The 15,083-nt window shown below is 73.0% G+C and carries 12 protein-coding genes; 9 read left to right on the forward strand and 3 right to left on the reverse strand.

The window, feature by feature from the left end:
- Positions 1-202: 202 nt before the first annotated feature.
- The 3 genes from DEJ46_RS37740 (at position 203) to DEJ46_RS37750 (ending at position 4,197) form a co-directional block, all read left to right on the forward strand.
- Positions 203-1,774, forward strand: coding sequence for an SDR family oxidoreductase (locus DEJ46_RS37740; protein WP_150273630.1), 1,572 nt, complete (start codon positions 203-205; stop codon positions 1,772-1,774).
- Positions 1,775-1,927: 153 nt separating this feature from the next.
- Positions 1,928-3,301: a cryptochrome/photolyase family protein gene (locus DEJ46_RS37745; protein WP_150273631.1), complete on the forward strand. Its 1,374-nt coding sequence runs from the start codon at positions 1,928-1,930 to the stop codon at positions 3,299-3,301.
- 152 nt (positions 3,302-3,453) lie between these two features.
- The gene (locus tag DEJ46_RS37750) at positions 3,454-4,197 is read left to right on the forward strand and encodes a sigma-70 family RNA polymerase sigma factor (protein WP_150273632.1); all 744 of its coding nucleotides are present in this window, start codon (positions 3,454-3,456) and stop codon (positions 4,195-4,197) included.
- Here the strand turns inward: DEJ46_RS37750 and DEJ46_RS37755 are convergent.
- Positions 4,184-5,203 carry a MerR family transcriptional regulator gene (locus DEJ46_RS37755; protein ID WP_150273633.1) on the reverse strand — a complete coding sequence of 340 codons (1,020 nt, stop codon included), beginning with the start codon at positions 5,201-5,203 and terminating at the stop codon, positions 4,184-4,186. The two genes, DEJ46_RS37750 and DEJ46_RS37755, sit on opposite strands and share 14 nt — an antisense overlap.
- A gap of 109 nt (positions 5,204-5,312) precedes the next feature.
- On the opposite strand from DEJ46_RS37755, the gene DEJ46_RS37760 reads away from it, so the two are divergent.
- Positions 5,313-7,370: a hypothetical protein gene (locus tag DEJ46_RS37760; protein ID WP_150273634.1), complete on the forward strand. Its 2,058-nt coding sequence runs from the start codon at positions 5,313-5,315 to the stop codon at positions 7,368-7,370.
- 54 nt (positions 7,371-7,424) lie between these two features.
- Here the strand turns inward: DEJ46_RS37760 and DEJ46_RS37765 are convergent, their stop codons facing one another.
- A complete protein-coding gene (locus tag DEJ46_RS37765) occupies positions 7,425-8,669 on the reverse strand; it encodes a PP2C family protein-serine/threonine phosphatase (protein WP_150273635.1) in 1,245 nt (414 codons plus the stop codon).
- A gap of 1,042 nt (positions 8,670-9,711) precedes the next feature.
- Between DEJ46_RS37765 and DEJ46_RS37770 the strand changes: the two genes are divergently transcribed.
- Genes DEJ46_RS37770 through DEJ46_RS37785 form a run of 4 tightly spaced genes read left to right on the forward strand, consistent with a single transcriptional unit; the run spans position 9,712 to position 12,369 of the window.
- Complete coding sequence (locus DEJ46_RS37770) at positions 9,712-10,767, forward strand: helix-turn-helix domain-containing protein (protein ID WP_150273636.1); 1,056 nt, start codon at positions 9,712-9,714, stop codon at positions 10,765-10,767.
- Between the two features lie 43 nt (positions 10,768-10,810).
- Positions 10,811-11,215, forward strand: coding sequence for a hypothetical protein (locus DEJ46_RS37775; RefSeq protein WP_150273637.1), 405 nt, complete (start codon positions 10,811-10,813; stop codon positions 11,213-11,215).
- Positions 11,216-11,260: 45 nt separating this feature from the next.
- On the forward strand, positions 11,261-11,842 hold the full coding sequence (locus DEJ46_RS37780; RefSeq protein WP_150273638.1) for a TetR/AcrR family transcriptional regulator: 582 nt from the start codon (positions 11,261-11,263) through the stop codon (positions 11,840-11,842).
- Positions 11,839-12,369 (forward strand): dihydrofolate reductase family protein, encoded by a 531-nt coding sequence (locus tag DEJ46_RS37785; RefSeq protein WP_150273639.1) that lies wholly within the window; start codon positions 11,839-11,841, stop codon positions 12,367-12,369. The genes DEJ46_RS37780 and DEJ46_RS37785 overlap by 4 nt, the downstream gene beginning before the upstream one ends.
- A gap of 173 nt (positions 12,370-12,542) precedes the next feature.
- On the opposite strand, the gene DEJ46_RS37790 is transcribed toward DEJ46_RS37785, so the two are convergent.
- Positions 12,543-13,313, reverse strand: coding sequence for a hypothetical protein (locus tag DEJ46_RS37790; RefSeq protein ID WP_150273640.1), 771 nt, complete (start codon positions 13,311-13,313; stop codon positions 12,543-12,545).
- Between the two features lie 356 nt (positions 13,314-13,669).
- On the opposite strand from DEJ46_RS37790, the gene DEJ46_RS37795 reads away from it, so the two are divergent.
- Positions 13,670-14,890, forward strand: coding sequence for an alpha/beta hydrolase family protein (locus DEJ46_RS37795; protein WP_150273641.1), 1,221 nt, complete (start codon positions 13,670-13,672; stop codon positions 14,888-14,890).
- Positions 14,891-15,083 lie beyond the last annotated feature (193 nt).

The raw sequence follows: 15,083 nt of genomic DNA on the forward strand, positions 1-15,083 counted from the left end.
CTCAAAACCCTGGACATTGTACGGTCGGTGCAGGGAGCCGCTCTGCGAGACACCATTCCGTCTCCGCGGGTCACGGTCGCCCCGCCGGGTACCCGCATCCGGCGGGGGCGGGAACGGGGAAGAGTGGACGCGCCGTCCCGCCCGTAGGCGGGGTGGCACCCGACATGACGTGTCCTTCAGGTCAGAAATGGGGTGGCTGTTCATGGCGCCGCGCTCCCGGACCTCGTCCACTGCGGCCTCCTCCTCGTCCACGGACGAGTTGTGCCTGGTCACCGGCCCCGGTGGCTATATCGGCGGCCGGCTCGTGCCCGAGCTGCTCGACGCCGGATACGCCGTCCGGTGCATGGCCCGCACCCCCGCCCACCTCCGCGACCATCCATGGGCGGATCGCGTCGAGACCGTCCGTGGCGACGTCACGGACGCCGAGAGCCTGCGACCCGCCCTGCGCGGCGTGCGGGTGGCCTACTACCTCGTGCACTCCATGAGCTCCGGGCGGGACTTCGAGGAGACCGACCGGCTCGCGGCCCGTACCTTCGCGGCCGAGGCGCGGGCCGCCGGTGTCCGTCGGATCGTGTACCTGGGTGGACTCACCCCTGCGGACCTCCCGGACGAGCGGCTCTCACCGCACCTGCGCTCCCGGGCCGAAGTGGGCCGGATCCTGCTCGCCTCCGGCGTTCCCACGACCGTGCTGCGTGCCGCCGTCGTCATCGGCTCAGGCTCGGCGTCGTTCGAGATGCTCCGCTATCTCACCGAGCGGCTCCCGGTCATGGTGACTCCCAGCTGGGTCGGCACCCGCGTACAGCCCATCGCCGTCCGTGACGTCCTGCGCTACCTCGTCGGCAGCGCGAGCATGCCCTCCGACGTCAGCCGGACCTTCGACATCGGCGGCCCCGACATCCTGACCTACCGGGAGATGATGGAGCGCTACGCGCGTGTCGCCCGGCTGCCCAGCCGGCTGATCCTGCCGGTTCCCGTGCTCACCCCCCGCCTGTCCAGCCACTGGATCGGACTGGTCACCCCGGTCCCCGCCGCCCTGGCCCGGCCGCTCGCCGAGTCCCTGCGTTACGAGGTCGTCTGCGCCGAGCACGACATCGCCGACCACGTGCCCGACCCGCCCGGGGCACCGCTGCCCTTCGACCGGGCCCTCACCCTCGCCCTGCAGCGCGTCCGCGAGGCCCAGGTCGTCACCCGCTGGTCCTCCGCCGCGGTGCCGGGAGCGCCGAGCGACCCGCTGCCGACCGACCCCGACTGGGCCGGCGGCAGCCTCTACACCGACGAACGGCAGCGGGACGTCGAGGCCGGCGCCGAGGACCTGTGGCGGGTCGTCGAGGGCATCGGGGGCGAGAACGGCTGGTACTCGTTCCCGCTCGCCTGGGCCCTGCGAGGCTGGATCGACCGGCTCTCCGGCGGGGTCGGGCTGCGCCGCGGCCGCCGTGACGCCGCCCGGCTGCGGGTCGGCGACGCCCTGGACTTCTGGCGCGTGGAGGAGATCGAGCGGCAGAGCATGCTCAGGCTCCGGGCCGAGATGCGGTTGCCCGGCCTGGCCTGGCTGGAGATGTACGTGGAGCACGACGGCGACGGCCGGTCGAGGTACCGGCAGCGCGCCCTGTTCCACCCCCGGGGCCTGGCCGGACAGCTCTACTGGTGGAGCGTCGCCCCCTTCCACGCCGTCGTGTTCGGCGGTATGGCCCGCAGAATCGCGGGAGCCGCGGAGGAGTTCGCCCGTGCGGGCGAGGCACGCCCATCCGCCGCGCGGGAGTCCTCGCATCCGTAGGACCTCTCATGGGCGGGTTCGTCGGTTCGGGGAATCGTGGGTGCGTGCATCCGGCAGCACACCGCCCGGCGAAGGAGGATCGCAGATCCCCGTGCAGCAGCCCACCGGGCGCGCCCCACCACCGCCCCGGTGCCGATCGCCAGGAATGGTGCCATGAACGTCGTGATCGTCCTCTTCACCTCGGACCTTCGGCTCCACGACCACCCGCCCCTGCGGGCGGCCCTCGCCTCTGCGCCCGAGGTCGTGCCCCTCTTCGTCCGTGACCCGGCTGTGGACCGGGCGGGCTTCGCCGCGCCCAACCGGCTCGCCTTCCTCGCCGACTGCCTGACCGACCTGGACGCCGGGCTGCGCGCCCGGGGCGGCCGGCTCGTCGTACGGCACGGCGACACCGTGGCCGAGGTGTGCGCCCTGGCCCGGGAGGCCGACGCGGACGAGGTCCACATGGCGGCCGGATGCACCGCGTTCGCCCACGAGCGGGAACGGCGGCTGCGCCATGCCCTGGAGGCGGACGGACGCCGGCTGTACGTCCACGACGGGGTCGTCACCGTGCTGCCGGCCGGTGAGGTCACCCCGGCCGGGTCGGACCACTTCGCCGTGTTCACCCCGTACCACCGGCGGTGGTCGGCCGAGCCGCACCGGCCCCCGGCCGCGGCGCCCCGGTCCGTATCGGTGCCCGGCGCCCTGCGGTCCGAAGAGGTACCCTCGCGCACCGCCGTCGCGTCCGTGTCCGAGGGGCTGGCGGCAGGCGGCGAGCGCAAGGGCCGCGAGCGGCTCGCGGCCTGGCTGTCACGGCACGTCGACGCCTACGAGGACCGGCACGACGACCTCGCCGGCGACGCCACTTCCCGCCTCTCCCCGTACTTGCACTTCGGCGCGGTCTCCGCGAACGAGGTGGTGCACCGCGCGCGCTCGCGGGGCGGGGCGGGGGCGGAGGCGTTCGTACGCCAGATGTGCTGGCGGGACTTCCACCACCAGGTGCTGAACGCCCGCCCGCACGCCGCCACGCAGGACTACCGGACCCGGCACGACCGCTGGCGGCACGGGAAGCAGGCCGACGCCGACCTGCGGGCATGGCAGGCCGGCCTGACCGGCTACCCCCTCGTGGACGCCGCCATGCGTCAACTCGCCCACGAGGGCTGGATGCACAACCGGGGACGGCTGCTCGCTGCCTCGTTCCTGACCAAGACGCTCTACCTCGACTGGCGGCTCGGAGCCCGCCACTTCCTCGGTCTCCTCGTCGACGGCGACATCGCGAACAACCAGCTGAACTGGCAGTGGGCCGCGGGCACGGGCACCGACACCCGGCCCAACCGGGTCCTCAACCCCGTTCTCCAGGCGCGGAGGTACGACCCTGACGGCGCCTACGTCCGCCGCTGGGTCCCCGAACTCGCCGCTCTGGAGGCCCCCCTGATCCACGAGCCGTGGAAGCTCGCCCCGCTGGACCGGGCCACTCTCGACTACCCCGACCCGATCGTGTCGCTCGCCGACGGCCTGGGCCGCTTCCGGCGAGCCCGTGGCCAGGACTGAGTCCACGCCGCCGCCGGCCGCGCAGGGCGGGCCCCGGGTCTTCCGGAAAACAACGCACAACCGATGCGTCTTGAGCCGCTGACGCCGTCCGACGGAACCTGAGGAGGCAGGGAGCACCCGCCCGCACACCCCGGGCCGGAGGAGGAGTCGTCATGAGCGCAGTGCCCACGGTCGGTCGCCCGCAGCCCCTCGCGGCGGGCGAGGAGCCTCGTCCCCTCCTCCCGGACATCGCCGAGCCGACCGACGCGGAGATCGGCGCAGGACTCGCCCAGGGCGACGCGCAGTGCCTCGCCCTGGCGTACAAGCGCTGGGGCGGCCTGGTGTTCACCCTCGCCGCCCGGACGATCGGGGACGCCTGCGAGGCGGAGGACGTCACCCAGCAGGTGTTCCTCGCCGCCTGGCGCGGCCGCCACGGATACCGCCCCGACCGGGGCCCCGTCCCGGCCTGGCTGGTCGGCATCACGCGCCGCAGGATCGCCGACACGCTCGCTGCCCGCACCCGCCGGACCGAGCTCGTCGCCGCCGCCGGGGCGGCCCTGCCTCCGCACGCCGCGGCCGCCGACGGCCCTGACGACCTGCTCGACCGCCTCGTGATCACCGGCGAGCTCGCCCGGCTCCCGCGCGTCCAGCGCGACGTCCTGGCCCTCGCGTACTTCGGTGACCTGACGCAGACGCAGATCGCGCGGCGGACGGGCCTGCCGCTGGGCACGGTCAAGAGCCACACCCGGCGCGGACTGCAGCGGCTGTGCCACAGCCTCGCTCCCGCCACCCGCACCGATTCCGGGCAGCCCGCCCCCGCGGCGGGCGGCCCATCGAGCCGGAGCGCCCACGGCGGCGCCGCGTCGCCTGTCGCTGCGCCGTCCCGCCCGTCTCCACCGTCTCTCATTCGACGGTGACGGTGGCCTGCCGGTCTGCGGCGTGGGGTCCGGACGTCGGGCCGGAGGCGGCCGCGCAGCGGTGGGCGAGGGCGGCGAGCGCTTCGCGCAGGCCGGTGGGGCGCAGCATTCCGGGTGCGACGGGCCGCCCCGCCCAACCGGGGCCGCCGAGCAGCACCAGCGGGTGCGTCCGGGCGCCCCTGACGCCGAAAGCGGTGTCCGCCACGTGCCGGGCGAGCGCGTGGCTCGCGGTGGAGCGCGACTGTGACCACAGGACGACGGCGGTCGGCCCCAGCCGTCGCACCGCCGCGTCCAGCGCCTCGGCCGGTACCGCGGCCCCGAACATGCGGAACGGCAGGCCTTGTCCGGCGAGGCCGGCGGCCAGGGCCTCCAGTGACAGGGTGTGCTGCTCGCCCGGGACGCAGGCGAGCAGGACCGGCGGCGAGCCGGCCGGGTGCGGGCGGGCGGCAGCGGCCACCTGCCGCAGGGTCGTGGAGATGTGCCAGGACAGCAGGTGCTCGACCTCGACGTACCGGTCGTTCGAGGACTCCCACTTGCGGCCGACGGCGTGCAGGGTGGGCGCCATCACCTCCTCCCACGAGGTGACGAGCCCGTGCGCGGCGACCAGTTCGCGCAGCAACGTGTCCATGGTGGGGCTGTCGAGGCGTACGGCCGCCCGGGCCAGGCCCCGGAACTCCCGTTGGACCCCACCCAGCGGCAGCCCGTTGCCGGATCCCGGGGCGCTCGCGGGCGCGGCGACGCCGGGGGCCCGCGCAAGGGACGGCCGGTGCCCGGCGTCGGCCAGGGCCACCCGGGCCGCCTCGGCCGGTGGCACGCCCGATGTCGTGAGTCGGCACATGGCCTCGAGCACGGCGATGTCCGCCGGTGACCAGCGCCGGTGACGCCCGTCCTCACGGGCCGCCGGACCGATTCCGTACCGCTGGTCCCACGACCGCAGGGTCGTGGGGGAGACGCCCAGCCGCCGGGCGACGGCACCCGTGGTGACGCCGTGTGTCGCGTCCGTCATCCCTTCATCGTACGACGCACGAACGCTGCGAGCGTGGTACGTGATCCGGGGGACCCTTCGGAGCACCTGTCCGAGGTGACCGCTCCCCGCGGCTCTCGTTTGCACAGGCATGCAGTCGTACGACACCTTCCCCAGCACCGGAATATCCCCCGCCGCGCCCCCTCGCCCCGGTCGCGACGATGCCGAGGCGGCGCTCGTCGAGCACTACCCGCGGCTCGTCCGGCTCGCGCACCTGATCCTCCCGCCCGCCCTCGGCCGGCACCGCCGCGTGCTCGCCGCGCACTCCCTCGTACAGAAGTCCCTCACGGCAGCCCGGTCGCGTCCCGGCCCGACACCCGGCCCGACCGTTCCCGCGCAGCGCGACGAGCCGGGGCCGGGCCAAGGGCAGGGTCAGGGGCAGGGGCCGGTTCTGGCCTGGCTGCGGTCACGTGTCGTGTCCGCCGCCCTGCGGGCGGCCGCCCGTCCCAGGTGGTCCCTCGGGCGGCACCCGCTCCCCGCCGTCCTCGGGCTGCGGCTCTTTCCCCGGGCCGGTGGCGACGACGAGCTCGCGCTGGAATCCGCGCTGGCGGCGGTGACCCCCGAGGTACGGGCCGCCTTCGCCCTGCGCGTACTCGAAGGACTCACCCCGCAGTCCGCCGCCCTCCTCCTCTCGACAGCGGGAGTGACCGCGCCGGACCGAGCGCTCCACGCCGCCGAACATCTCCGCACCACCATCGGCCCGGCCGCCGAATCGCTTCTGCAGGGCGCCGAGTTCGACCCCTGCACCGTTCAGGCACGACCGACGGACCTGCTGCGTCGCCGGCACCGGACCCGAATGGCCGCCCTCGCCGCCGCCGTGCTGCTCGCCGCGTCCACGGCCGCGGTGCTCACCCCGAAGCCCGGGACGGCCACGCCCGCGCCGCCCGCCACGGCCCTCGACATCGCTGCCGCCCGCGCGGCCGACCCCGAGCTCCTGGTCCGCACCCCTGGCGAGCAATGGTCCGACACCGCCCGCGTCGACCTCACCGCGTGGCCCGCTCGCGGGGCCCGAACAGGCGACACAGCCCTGCTGTCCCGCGCTCTCGACGCCTGGGCACGGGGGAGCGGCAGCCGGACCGTCCGACGAAACGGCGACCGGACCGCTGTCCGGGTGACCGTCGCGCCGGGCACGCCGACGACCCCGCCCGCCGCCCCGGCCCGTCTGCTCTTCGCGGGTCAGGTCGACGGCTCGGCCGTCGTCCTCCTGCACGAGGGCGACCGCCTCGTCCGGTACGCCGAACCGCTCACCGGCCAGGGCGGGGCGGCCCTCGAACTCGCCCGGGCCGACGACGCGGACGTGACCACCGGCGCCGCCGTGACGGTGAGCAGGACGCCGCTCGGAGCGCGGTTCCTGCTCGCCCCCTGGATCGACGAGAGCGCGGTGCGGGACCTCCTGCGGCCCGACGTGCCCGCCCGGCGGCTGGCCGTCTCCGAGGACGGCGTCACCGACCCCGTACCCCCGGGGCCGGGGGACTGCGGTCGCGTTCCCGCGCTGCAGGTACGGTCCTCCTCCCGGATCGTCGAGAACCACTCCTTCCTGCTGGCGGATCTCGGGGAGCTCAACCCCGCGCACCTCACGTGGACCCCGCCACCGGGGACCGGAGCCCCCGCGCGGCAGCCGCGGGAGGCGACGTCGGCGGCGGGCCTCGCCGCCTGGGCCCGTTCCGCCTGCGCGCTGCCGGACCTGCGGGGAGCCGGCGTGCGCGCCGTGAACCGGTGGGAGTTCGCCCAGCAGACCCTGCCGGAGCGCGCCGGACGCGCCACGTGGACGTGCACCCGGGCGGAGAACTGGGACGGGCGCGCCCGCGTGACGGTGGCGTGGGAGGGGCCGGACAGGCGCAGCGGACCGGCGCCGGTACGGCCCGCGGGCACGCGGCCCGCGCACACGGCGGCGTGCAGTCGGTTCGGCCAGCACGTGCTGGCGGGGGCGTACTGGACGGCCCCGTCCGGGGCGCGCTACTACCTCGCCGCGGGCAGTCGTGCCCTGACCGCGGTCACCGCCCGTGGTCCCGTCTCTGCCACCGTACGAGGACGGGTCCTGGCCCTCCGTACCAACGCGGCGGGCCCGGTCCGGCTGACCGGCACGCTGCCCGGCTCGGCCGAACTGCGGGGCTGGGGAGAGGCGGAGGAGGGTTCCGGCGCACCGTGACGCGGGGCGGGGCGCACGGTGTGCCGAAGCCCGGTGTGGGTATCGGTGCCGGCGTCAGAGCCGGATGGCGAGGAGGGCGGTGTCGTCGGTGAGGCCGGCCGGGGGGATCAGGTCGGCCAGGAGGGCGTCGGCAAGGGTGTCGGGGTGGGCATCGGGGTGGGCGGTGTGGTGCCGGGCGAGGGAGTCGGCGAGGCGGGTGAGACCGGTGTCGATGTCCTCGCCGCGGCGTTCGATGAGGCCGTCGGTGTAGAGGACGAGGGCGGATCCGTTGGTGAAGGGGGTGTGGGCCTGGGGCCTCGGGGCGTGTTCGGGGCGTGCGCCTAGTGGGGGGTCGGTCGCCTGGTCGAGGAAGGTGACGGTGCCGTCGGGGTGGCAGAGGGCCGGTGGGGGGTGGCCCGCGCTGCTGTAGGTGAGGGTGTGGTTGTTCCAGTCGATGTACACGGAGACGGCGGTGGTGGATTCGGCTCCTGCGACGGTGCGGGCGTACAGGCCGAGGACTTCGAGGGCTTGGGCGGGGCCGTCGGCGACGTGTGAGGCGGCTGACAAGGCGCTGCGGAGCAGGCCCATGACGCCCGCCGCGTGCAGTCCGTGGCCGACGACGTCGCCGACGGCTACGGCCGTGCGGCCTGTCTCGGGCATGTCGACGAGGTCGTACCAGTCCCCGCAGACGTTCAGGGCGCCCACGGCGGGCCGGTAGCGGACGGCGGCGTGGTGTTGGCCGAGGGCGTGGGGGGCGGGCAGCATCGCCTGTTGGAGGTGGAGGGCGACTTCGCGTTCGCGGGCGTGGGCCTTGCGCAGCCGTTCGTTGACCTCCTGGAGTTCCCTGGCGCGGGTGTAGAGCTCGGCCTCCAGGACCTGGGCGTGGTCCCCGCCCGGTCGGCCGCCTCGGGCCCTGATGAGTTCGGTGACCTCTTCGACACGGTGCAGCAGCAGGGTCACGCTGCCGTCCGGGGCGAGGACGGGGACGTTGACGGGGCTCCAGTACCGCTCCTGCCACACGCCGGGACGGTTCAGGTCTTCCACGTCGTAGCGCTGCAGGGCCATGGTGTCGCGCTCGCCGGTGGCCGCGACGCGCTGCAGGGAGGCGGACAGATTGCGCATGCCGGTCGCGGAGGGGTCGCGGGGGTTGTCGGGGAAGACGTCGAAGAGGTAGCGGCCGATGAGCTGGTCGCGGGTGCGGCCGGCCATGGACAGGAACGCCCCGTTGGCGTCCACGTACACGAGGTCGGGGGTCAGCAGCGCGACCGCGCCGGGCAGGGCCTGGAAGACCGCCTGGTAGTCGGTGCGGGGTCCGTTCACGTCCTCACCTGCCGCGCGTCGGCCGTTGTGGCGGTCATAGGTACTTCTCACGGTGGCACGCGCGCGGGCCGAGGGCTCGTTGTGGTGGCTGATCGTGCACCGTTCGGCTCCGGACCGGTGGCTCGGCCGCCGGGGCGCGCATTTCGGCGTATGCGCTGTGGCGGGGAGTGGCGAACGGTGGCGTGGGGCACGGCCGGGGTGGGGGGCGCGGGGTTACGGAGGCAGGTTTCGGGGAAGATCCGCGGGTTTCTTCAGCCCGGCGCGCCAATATCCCGAGAATTTCGACCGCTCTTAAGCCTGGCGTGATCGAAATTGATCGCCTCTAGCGATGGATGCCCGAATTAGCGTGTCAAAAGTGATCTGGGGTGAGAGCGAGGATTTGTGTGCGCGGGACGGGCGCATGCGGCCATAACCCTGTGTGCGCGTGGCGCCACGTATCGGTCCGGGGTTAGGGTCCCGCTCACCGGTATACGCCGGTACGACAAGGACCCTGGCGGGCCGTCAAACCAGAGCCAGGGTCCTTGCTCCATCGCCTCGATCACGGCCGTGCAGTGCCGAACTGCACCCAAGGAGGGTTCGCTTCATGCCTTACGACCGCAATCACCACCTGCGCCCGTTATGGGTGCCGGAGTCAGGTGCCGACGCTATCATGACCCCGCTTTGTCCAGGGGAAATGCGTCGTGGGGATGACTTGACGGTCACGGCACGTGGGAGCGCTTTTCTCGCTCTCCCCGTTCTGCCGATCATCTTGATCACCGGGGGGCAGGATCCGGCGGTCGTCGGAGCTTTGGCCATAGCTATTTCCGTACTGGGTGCGGGGACCAGGGTGGTCTACAAGCGCGTTCGCCGATCCTGAAGATCACTCGGCGGACGAGAAATTCGCCACCCCCCATCCGGAGCGTCCCGCGACCGGCTCCGTGAGCCGGGCGCTCGACGGCCGAGCCGATCAGGGGCCCGCTGCCGGACTTTTCCGCGCAGCGGGCCATCCGTGACCGGTCCGCCCGCCTTAATTCCCCGCACGCACCCCGAAAGAGGCACCTTCATGCCGTCCGGTTCTCCACGGCAGCAGACGCGGCAGTGCTCCCGCTGCGGCACGGACTTCCAGTACGCCGTCAGGCGAGGACGCCCGAACACCTTCTGCTCCCGCGCATGCCGCGCCGCCGCGCGCAGCTCCTGTGCCGAGCCTCCGGACCTCACCCGGTACGAAGAGGACCTGGCGGCGACCACCGAGGATCTCCAGCTCTCCGCCACCACCATGCTCGCCGCCGTGCAGGGCAGCGAGGACACCGACGTCCTCATGCGGCAGGTCACCGAGCACTACCGGTTCCTCATGGACGTCGAGGCCGCCATCGTCGCGCGCGGCCGCGCCCGGGGGGACTCGTGGATGGTGATCGCGGAGGCCGCCGGGTGCGGAGCCGAGAGCTTCCGCAAGAAGTGGACCCAGGACAAGGTGAGCCGCCGCCTCGCTCTCGCCCGGGAAACACGGCAGAGCCGCCCCGCGGCGACGGGCCGCCCCGACACCACGGTCCGCGCCGCCGGTGCCCCTCTCCCGCCCGCCCAGACTCCCGGTGAGCAGTTCGCCGCCGCGATGACATCGCTGCAGCGGGCCACCGGTCTCACGATCAAGGACACCGCGTTCAAGGTCGGTGTCTCCCCGTCCTACGTCTCACGCATCCTCGCCGGCACGAGGCGGCCGGCATGGCCGGTCGTCGAGCGGTTCGTGGAGACCTGCGAAGGCAGCCCCTTCGAGCTGCGTGCCCTGTGGGAAGCCGCCCAGCGCACCCCGGACCACGACCAGGGGCCCGCCCCGGATGACCCGGAAGCCGCCAGGGTCAAGTTCCACACCAGTCTGCGCGCCCTCTACCTGGCCGCGGGCCGGCCGACCCCCTGGGACATCCAGCGCGCCGTCAACGCCGACACGAAGCCGACCTTCCCCGAGATCGTCCTGGCCCTCAACGGCTCGCGCATACCCGACTGGGAGACCATCGCCAAGATCATTCTCTCCCTGAGGGGGAGCCCTGCCGACCTCCGCCCGCTCTGGCAGGCCGCGAAAGTATCCCCGTCCACCTCGGCCCTGCCCGCAGCGGCCTTCGGCTGAACACCACACACCCACGGGGCCAAGAGTGATCTCTGCGTCGATCATGACCATCAACAGGCGCCACGCGGCCATGCCGCTGTCCTTCGAAGCGTTCCGGACCCTGCACCACGCCGACTACCTCGCCTACGCCCGGGCGTGCCTGCCCTCGCACAGGGCCGACGAGGCGGTGGAACAGACCTTCCTCGCCCTGTCCGGCGGCTGGAGGGCCGTACTCGGCTCATCCAGTCCGACGAACACCGCGTGGACACTCCTCAACGGTCACGTCCACGCGAACGACGGCGAACCCTGCTGCTCCACCGGAGCCCTGCGCGAAGAACTGGGGACGCTGGCCGCCCTCGGCTACAGCCCGGACCGCATCGCCGCCCTCACCGGCCTCCCCCTGGGCAGAATCCGCTCCGTCGCCCGCACCCGAGCCTTCGTCCCCCTCGGGGGACCGGTTAATAAATGAACGCCCATTTACTAACGTGCTACGGTCGATCCCGAAGGAGGGTCCATGCCACGGCCACGCGTCACCAGCGACACCGACATCCTCGCCGCCGCAGGGCGCGCCATCGGCGCGCACGGTCCCGGCAGGCTCACCCTGGCGCATGTCGGCGCCGAAGCGGGGGTCTCCCCGGCGACCCTCTTGCAGCGCTTCGGGTCCAAGCGGGGCCTGCTGCTGGCGTTCGCCGCGGACGCCGCCGCCGGCGCCGCCGCGCCGTACCGCGGCGCACAGGCCGCGTACGAATCGCCCCTCGCGGCGCTGCACGCGGTCGCCGACGAGTTCGCCCGTCGCATGTCCACTCCCGAGGAGATGGCCAACCATCTTGGGATGCTCCAACTCGACCTGTCCGACCCCGAGTTCCGCGTCCATGCCGCCGCGCACACCCGCGCGGTCGACGCGGTGCTCCGAGAGCTCCTCGCCGACGCTGCCGCACGGGGCGAGCTCCCCGCCGGCGCGGACGTGCCGCGCCTCGCCCGCGCCGTGAAGATCACCATGGACGGCTCCCTGCTGCGGTGGGCCATGACCGGCGACGGCGATCCCGCCACTCTGCTCCACGACGACCTCGACCACTTGCTCAGGAGGCCCGCATGACGTTCGCCGCCACCGTCTTCATCGGTACCAGTCTCGACGGCTACATCGCCCGCTCGAACGACGACATCGAGTGGCTGACCTCGCGCGGCGAGAAGGCCGGCGACCTGGGTTTCTTCGCGTTCCTCGACTCGGTGGACGCCGTGATCATGGGCCGTAACACCTACGACAAGGTCATCGGCTTCGGTGAGGAGAACTGGCTCTACGGCGACCGTCACGTGGGCGTCCTGAGCACCACGCTCCCCGAGGACGCCGACCCGCGTGTCACCGTCTACCGCGACATCGACACCCTCGTCGCCGACCTCGACCAGCGCGGAGTCAAGCACGTCTACCCCGACGGCGGACGCCTCGTCCAGAGCTTCATCCGCGCCGGTCGCGTCGACCGCTTCATCATCAGCGTCGCCCCGGTCCTGATCGGGGGCGGCCACCGGCTCTTCGGCGAGCTGCACGACGACGTCCCCCTCCGCCTGGACGGGGTCGCGGCCCTCGGGGGCGGCTTCGCGCAGCTGACCTACACCGTGGAGAAGTAGCAGCCTGACTCGCGGGCGGCCGGTGACCGGAGAAACACCGTACGTCTCATGCACGCAGCGGGAGACGGCAGTTGCCCCGTACCCTCCGCCGCTTCGGCGACAAGATGGGCCAGGTCCTCCCACTTCCGGGCCACCTCCGCGATCGGCCGGTCCATCGCCACCCCCGCATGTCCTCAGGCCGGGTAGGTGATCGAGCCCAGGGGCGGGCAGAGCGCGAGCGTGGTACCGGCGCCGGGGCGCTCGACGAAGGCCCGGGCCTCGGCGGCCCGCCGGCGCCGGGATTCCCGGTCGTCGGCGAGCCACGCGTCGCGGGTGGCGCGGGTGTAGTCCCACGAGTCGTCGATGAGACTGAGGCTGGTGTTGCCTGAACTGCGCTGGAAGTCCAGCTTCAGGGCGGCCTGTTGGAGTGTCGTCTGGGTCGCGGCGAGATCGATGCGGGTGATCAGGATGCCGGGGGTGTTCGGTACGCGGGTCGGCATGGGGGCCTGCGGGAGCAGCGACACTCCGGTGTCGAGTCGGCCGATGTCGTCGATCATCGCTGTCTGGGCGTCCTGGGCCATGAGCTGCATTTCCCGGTGCAGCCAGAAGAGCTCGTCGAGGTCGGCCTCGGTGATGAGCATCCGCTGATACAGCGCTCGGAAGTACGGATCACCGTGCAGCGGACGCAGCGGGGCGGAGTGGAGCATCACGCAGTCGTTGAAACCGGCCGCCACCGCGGCGTCGAGGTGGACGACGGCCTGATCCCTCTGCCCGTGCGCGACGGCCAGGACGCCCAGCGTCGCCTGGCCCGCGGCGACGAGCCACGCGGCGTCAGGGCCGAGCACCGTGGCGCGCGCGATGACGTCATGGATGCCCGCGGTGGCCACCGCGGAGGGACCGCTGGTCCCTATCGCCACGAGCAGTTCGTGCACGCCGGCAGCCAGTGAGTGAACGGTGTCGGCCATGGATCTCCTCAGGCCTCGGTGGTGAAGAGCGAACAGGCGGGGTGCTGGGGTCTCCAGGGACCCCCGTGGACATGACGGACGGACGGGGTGAAAGGTTCCTTCTCAAGCCCAAGGCGTGAGCAGGAACCGCGACTGGCTGGCCTCTCGGCGGCGAGCGTGAGGAGACGGACCCACTGCCGTGGTGCGGTGGGCCGGCGCGGTGACCCGGCATCGGGAGACAACCATCGCCGACCACGTAGACCCAGGGTGTAAACCCGCGGGCCGATGCCGCACGGGCGGGGCTCGTGGCAGCGTTCCCATGTGCCCACGGACCGCCCGTCACGGCACGATTGACGATCCGTCATCAAAGGAGGGTCATGGCGACCGCACCGTTCATCAGCCGACAGGGCATGACGCGCCGCCGCATTCTGGGAGCAGCGCTGGCCGCCGGGACCACCGTCCCGCTTGCCGCGAGCGTCGGCCCCGTGTGGGCGGATTCGGGCACGGGCACGCCTGCGCCCGTGCGCTTCACGCTGCCCGTGCCCACCGGGCCGCACCCGGTGGGCACGGTCCCGCTGCGCCTCGTCGACCGGTCGCGCCCGGACGCCATCGCGGGCCCGGGGCATTCCCGCGAGCTGATGGCCACCGTCTGGTATCCCGCCCGGAACGTCGAGCGGTACCCGGTGGCGCCCTGGATGCCGGCAGGAGCCTTCCAGGCGTTCCTCGCCGACGCGGGGTTCGGCGACCTGGGCCTCCTGGTTCCGCTCACCGCCGGCCACATGGGCGCTCCGGTGCGGCGGTCGGGGCGACGGCTGCCCGTCGTCGTGTTCTCGCACGGAGCGCACAGCCACCAGGGGGACCACACCATCGTGGTCCAGGAGCTCGCCAGCCACGGGTACGCCGTGGTGACGGTGGCTCACCAGTACGACACGTACACCGTTCTTCCCGACGGCCGTGTCGCCGTCCCCCACCGCGACCGGAAGGCGCCGACCCTGCCCGGGGACTTCGCCGCGGATCTGCGCTTCGTTCTCGACTGCGTCGAGCGGCTCGCCGCCGGGTCCAATCCGGACGCCGACCGGCGGGAGCCGCCCACCGGGCTGCTCGGCTCGCTCGATCCGCGGCGCATGGGCGCGTTCGGCTGGTCGAAGGGCGGGACGGCCACCGCCTGCGCCACGCTCGCGGACGAGCGCATCCGGGCCGGGCTGAGTCTCGACGGCCCGATGGAGATGAACCCGCCACTGGCCGGGGAGCTGGACCGGCCGTTCATGCTGATGTCCGCCGCGTTCACACGAGCCACGGATCCCGCGGTCGCCACGTTCTGGTCGTGCCTGCGGGGCCGGCGGCTGAACATCCAGGTCCAGGGGGCGGCCCACGTCTCATACGGTGACAACGAGGCGCTGTATCCCCAGTTGGCGAAGCTGCTCGGATGGAGTGGGCGGCAGCTGGAGGACGTGATCGGCAGCCTCGCCCCCGACCAGGCGGTGAGGATCCAGCAGGCCTACCCGCTCGCGTTCTTCGACGAGCACCTGCGCCACCGCCGGGGGCACTTGCTCGACGGACCGTCCCGGGCCTTCCCGGCAGTGACGTTCCTTCCTTGAGTCCCCGGACCGGGGACCATGAGCTGTCCGGCCGGTCATGTGACTGTCGGCTGGTCGGATCGTCGTCCCATGTGTGGGGCGGGGTGATCTGTCGGATGCGGAGTGGGAACGGCTACGGCCGTTCCTGCCGGTGAGCAACGGTCGGTGCGCGCGGTGGCGTGATCACCGGCAACTTCGCGACTCCATTCGTCCC

It is taken from the genome of Streptomyces venezuelae, assembly GCF_008642375.1.
Taxonomy (GTDB): Bacteria; Actinomycetota; Actinomycetes; order Streptomycetales; family Streptomycetaceae; genus Streptomyces; species Streptomyces venezuelae_G.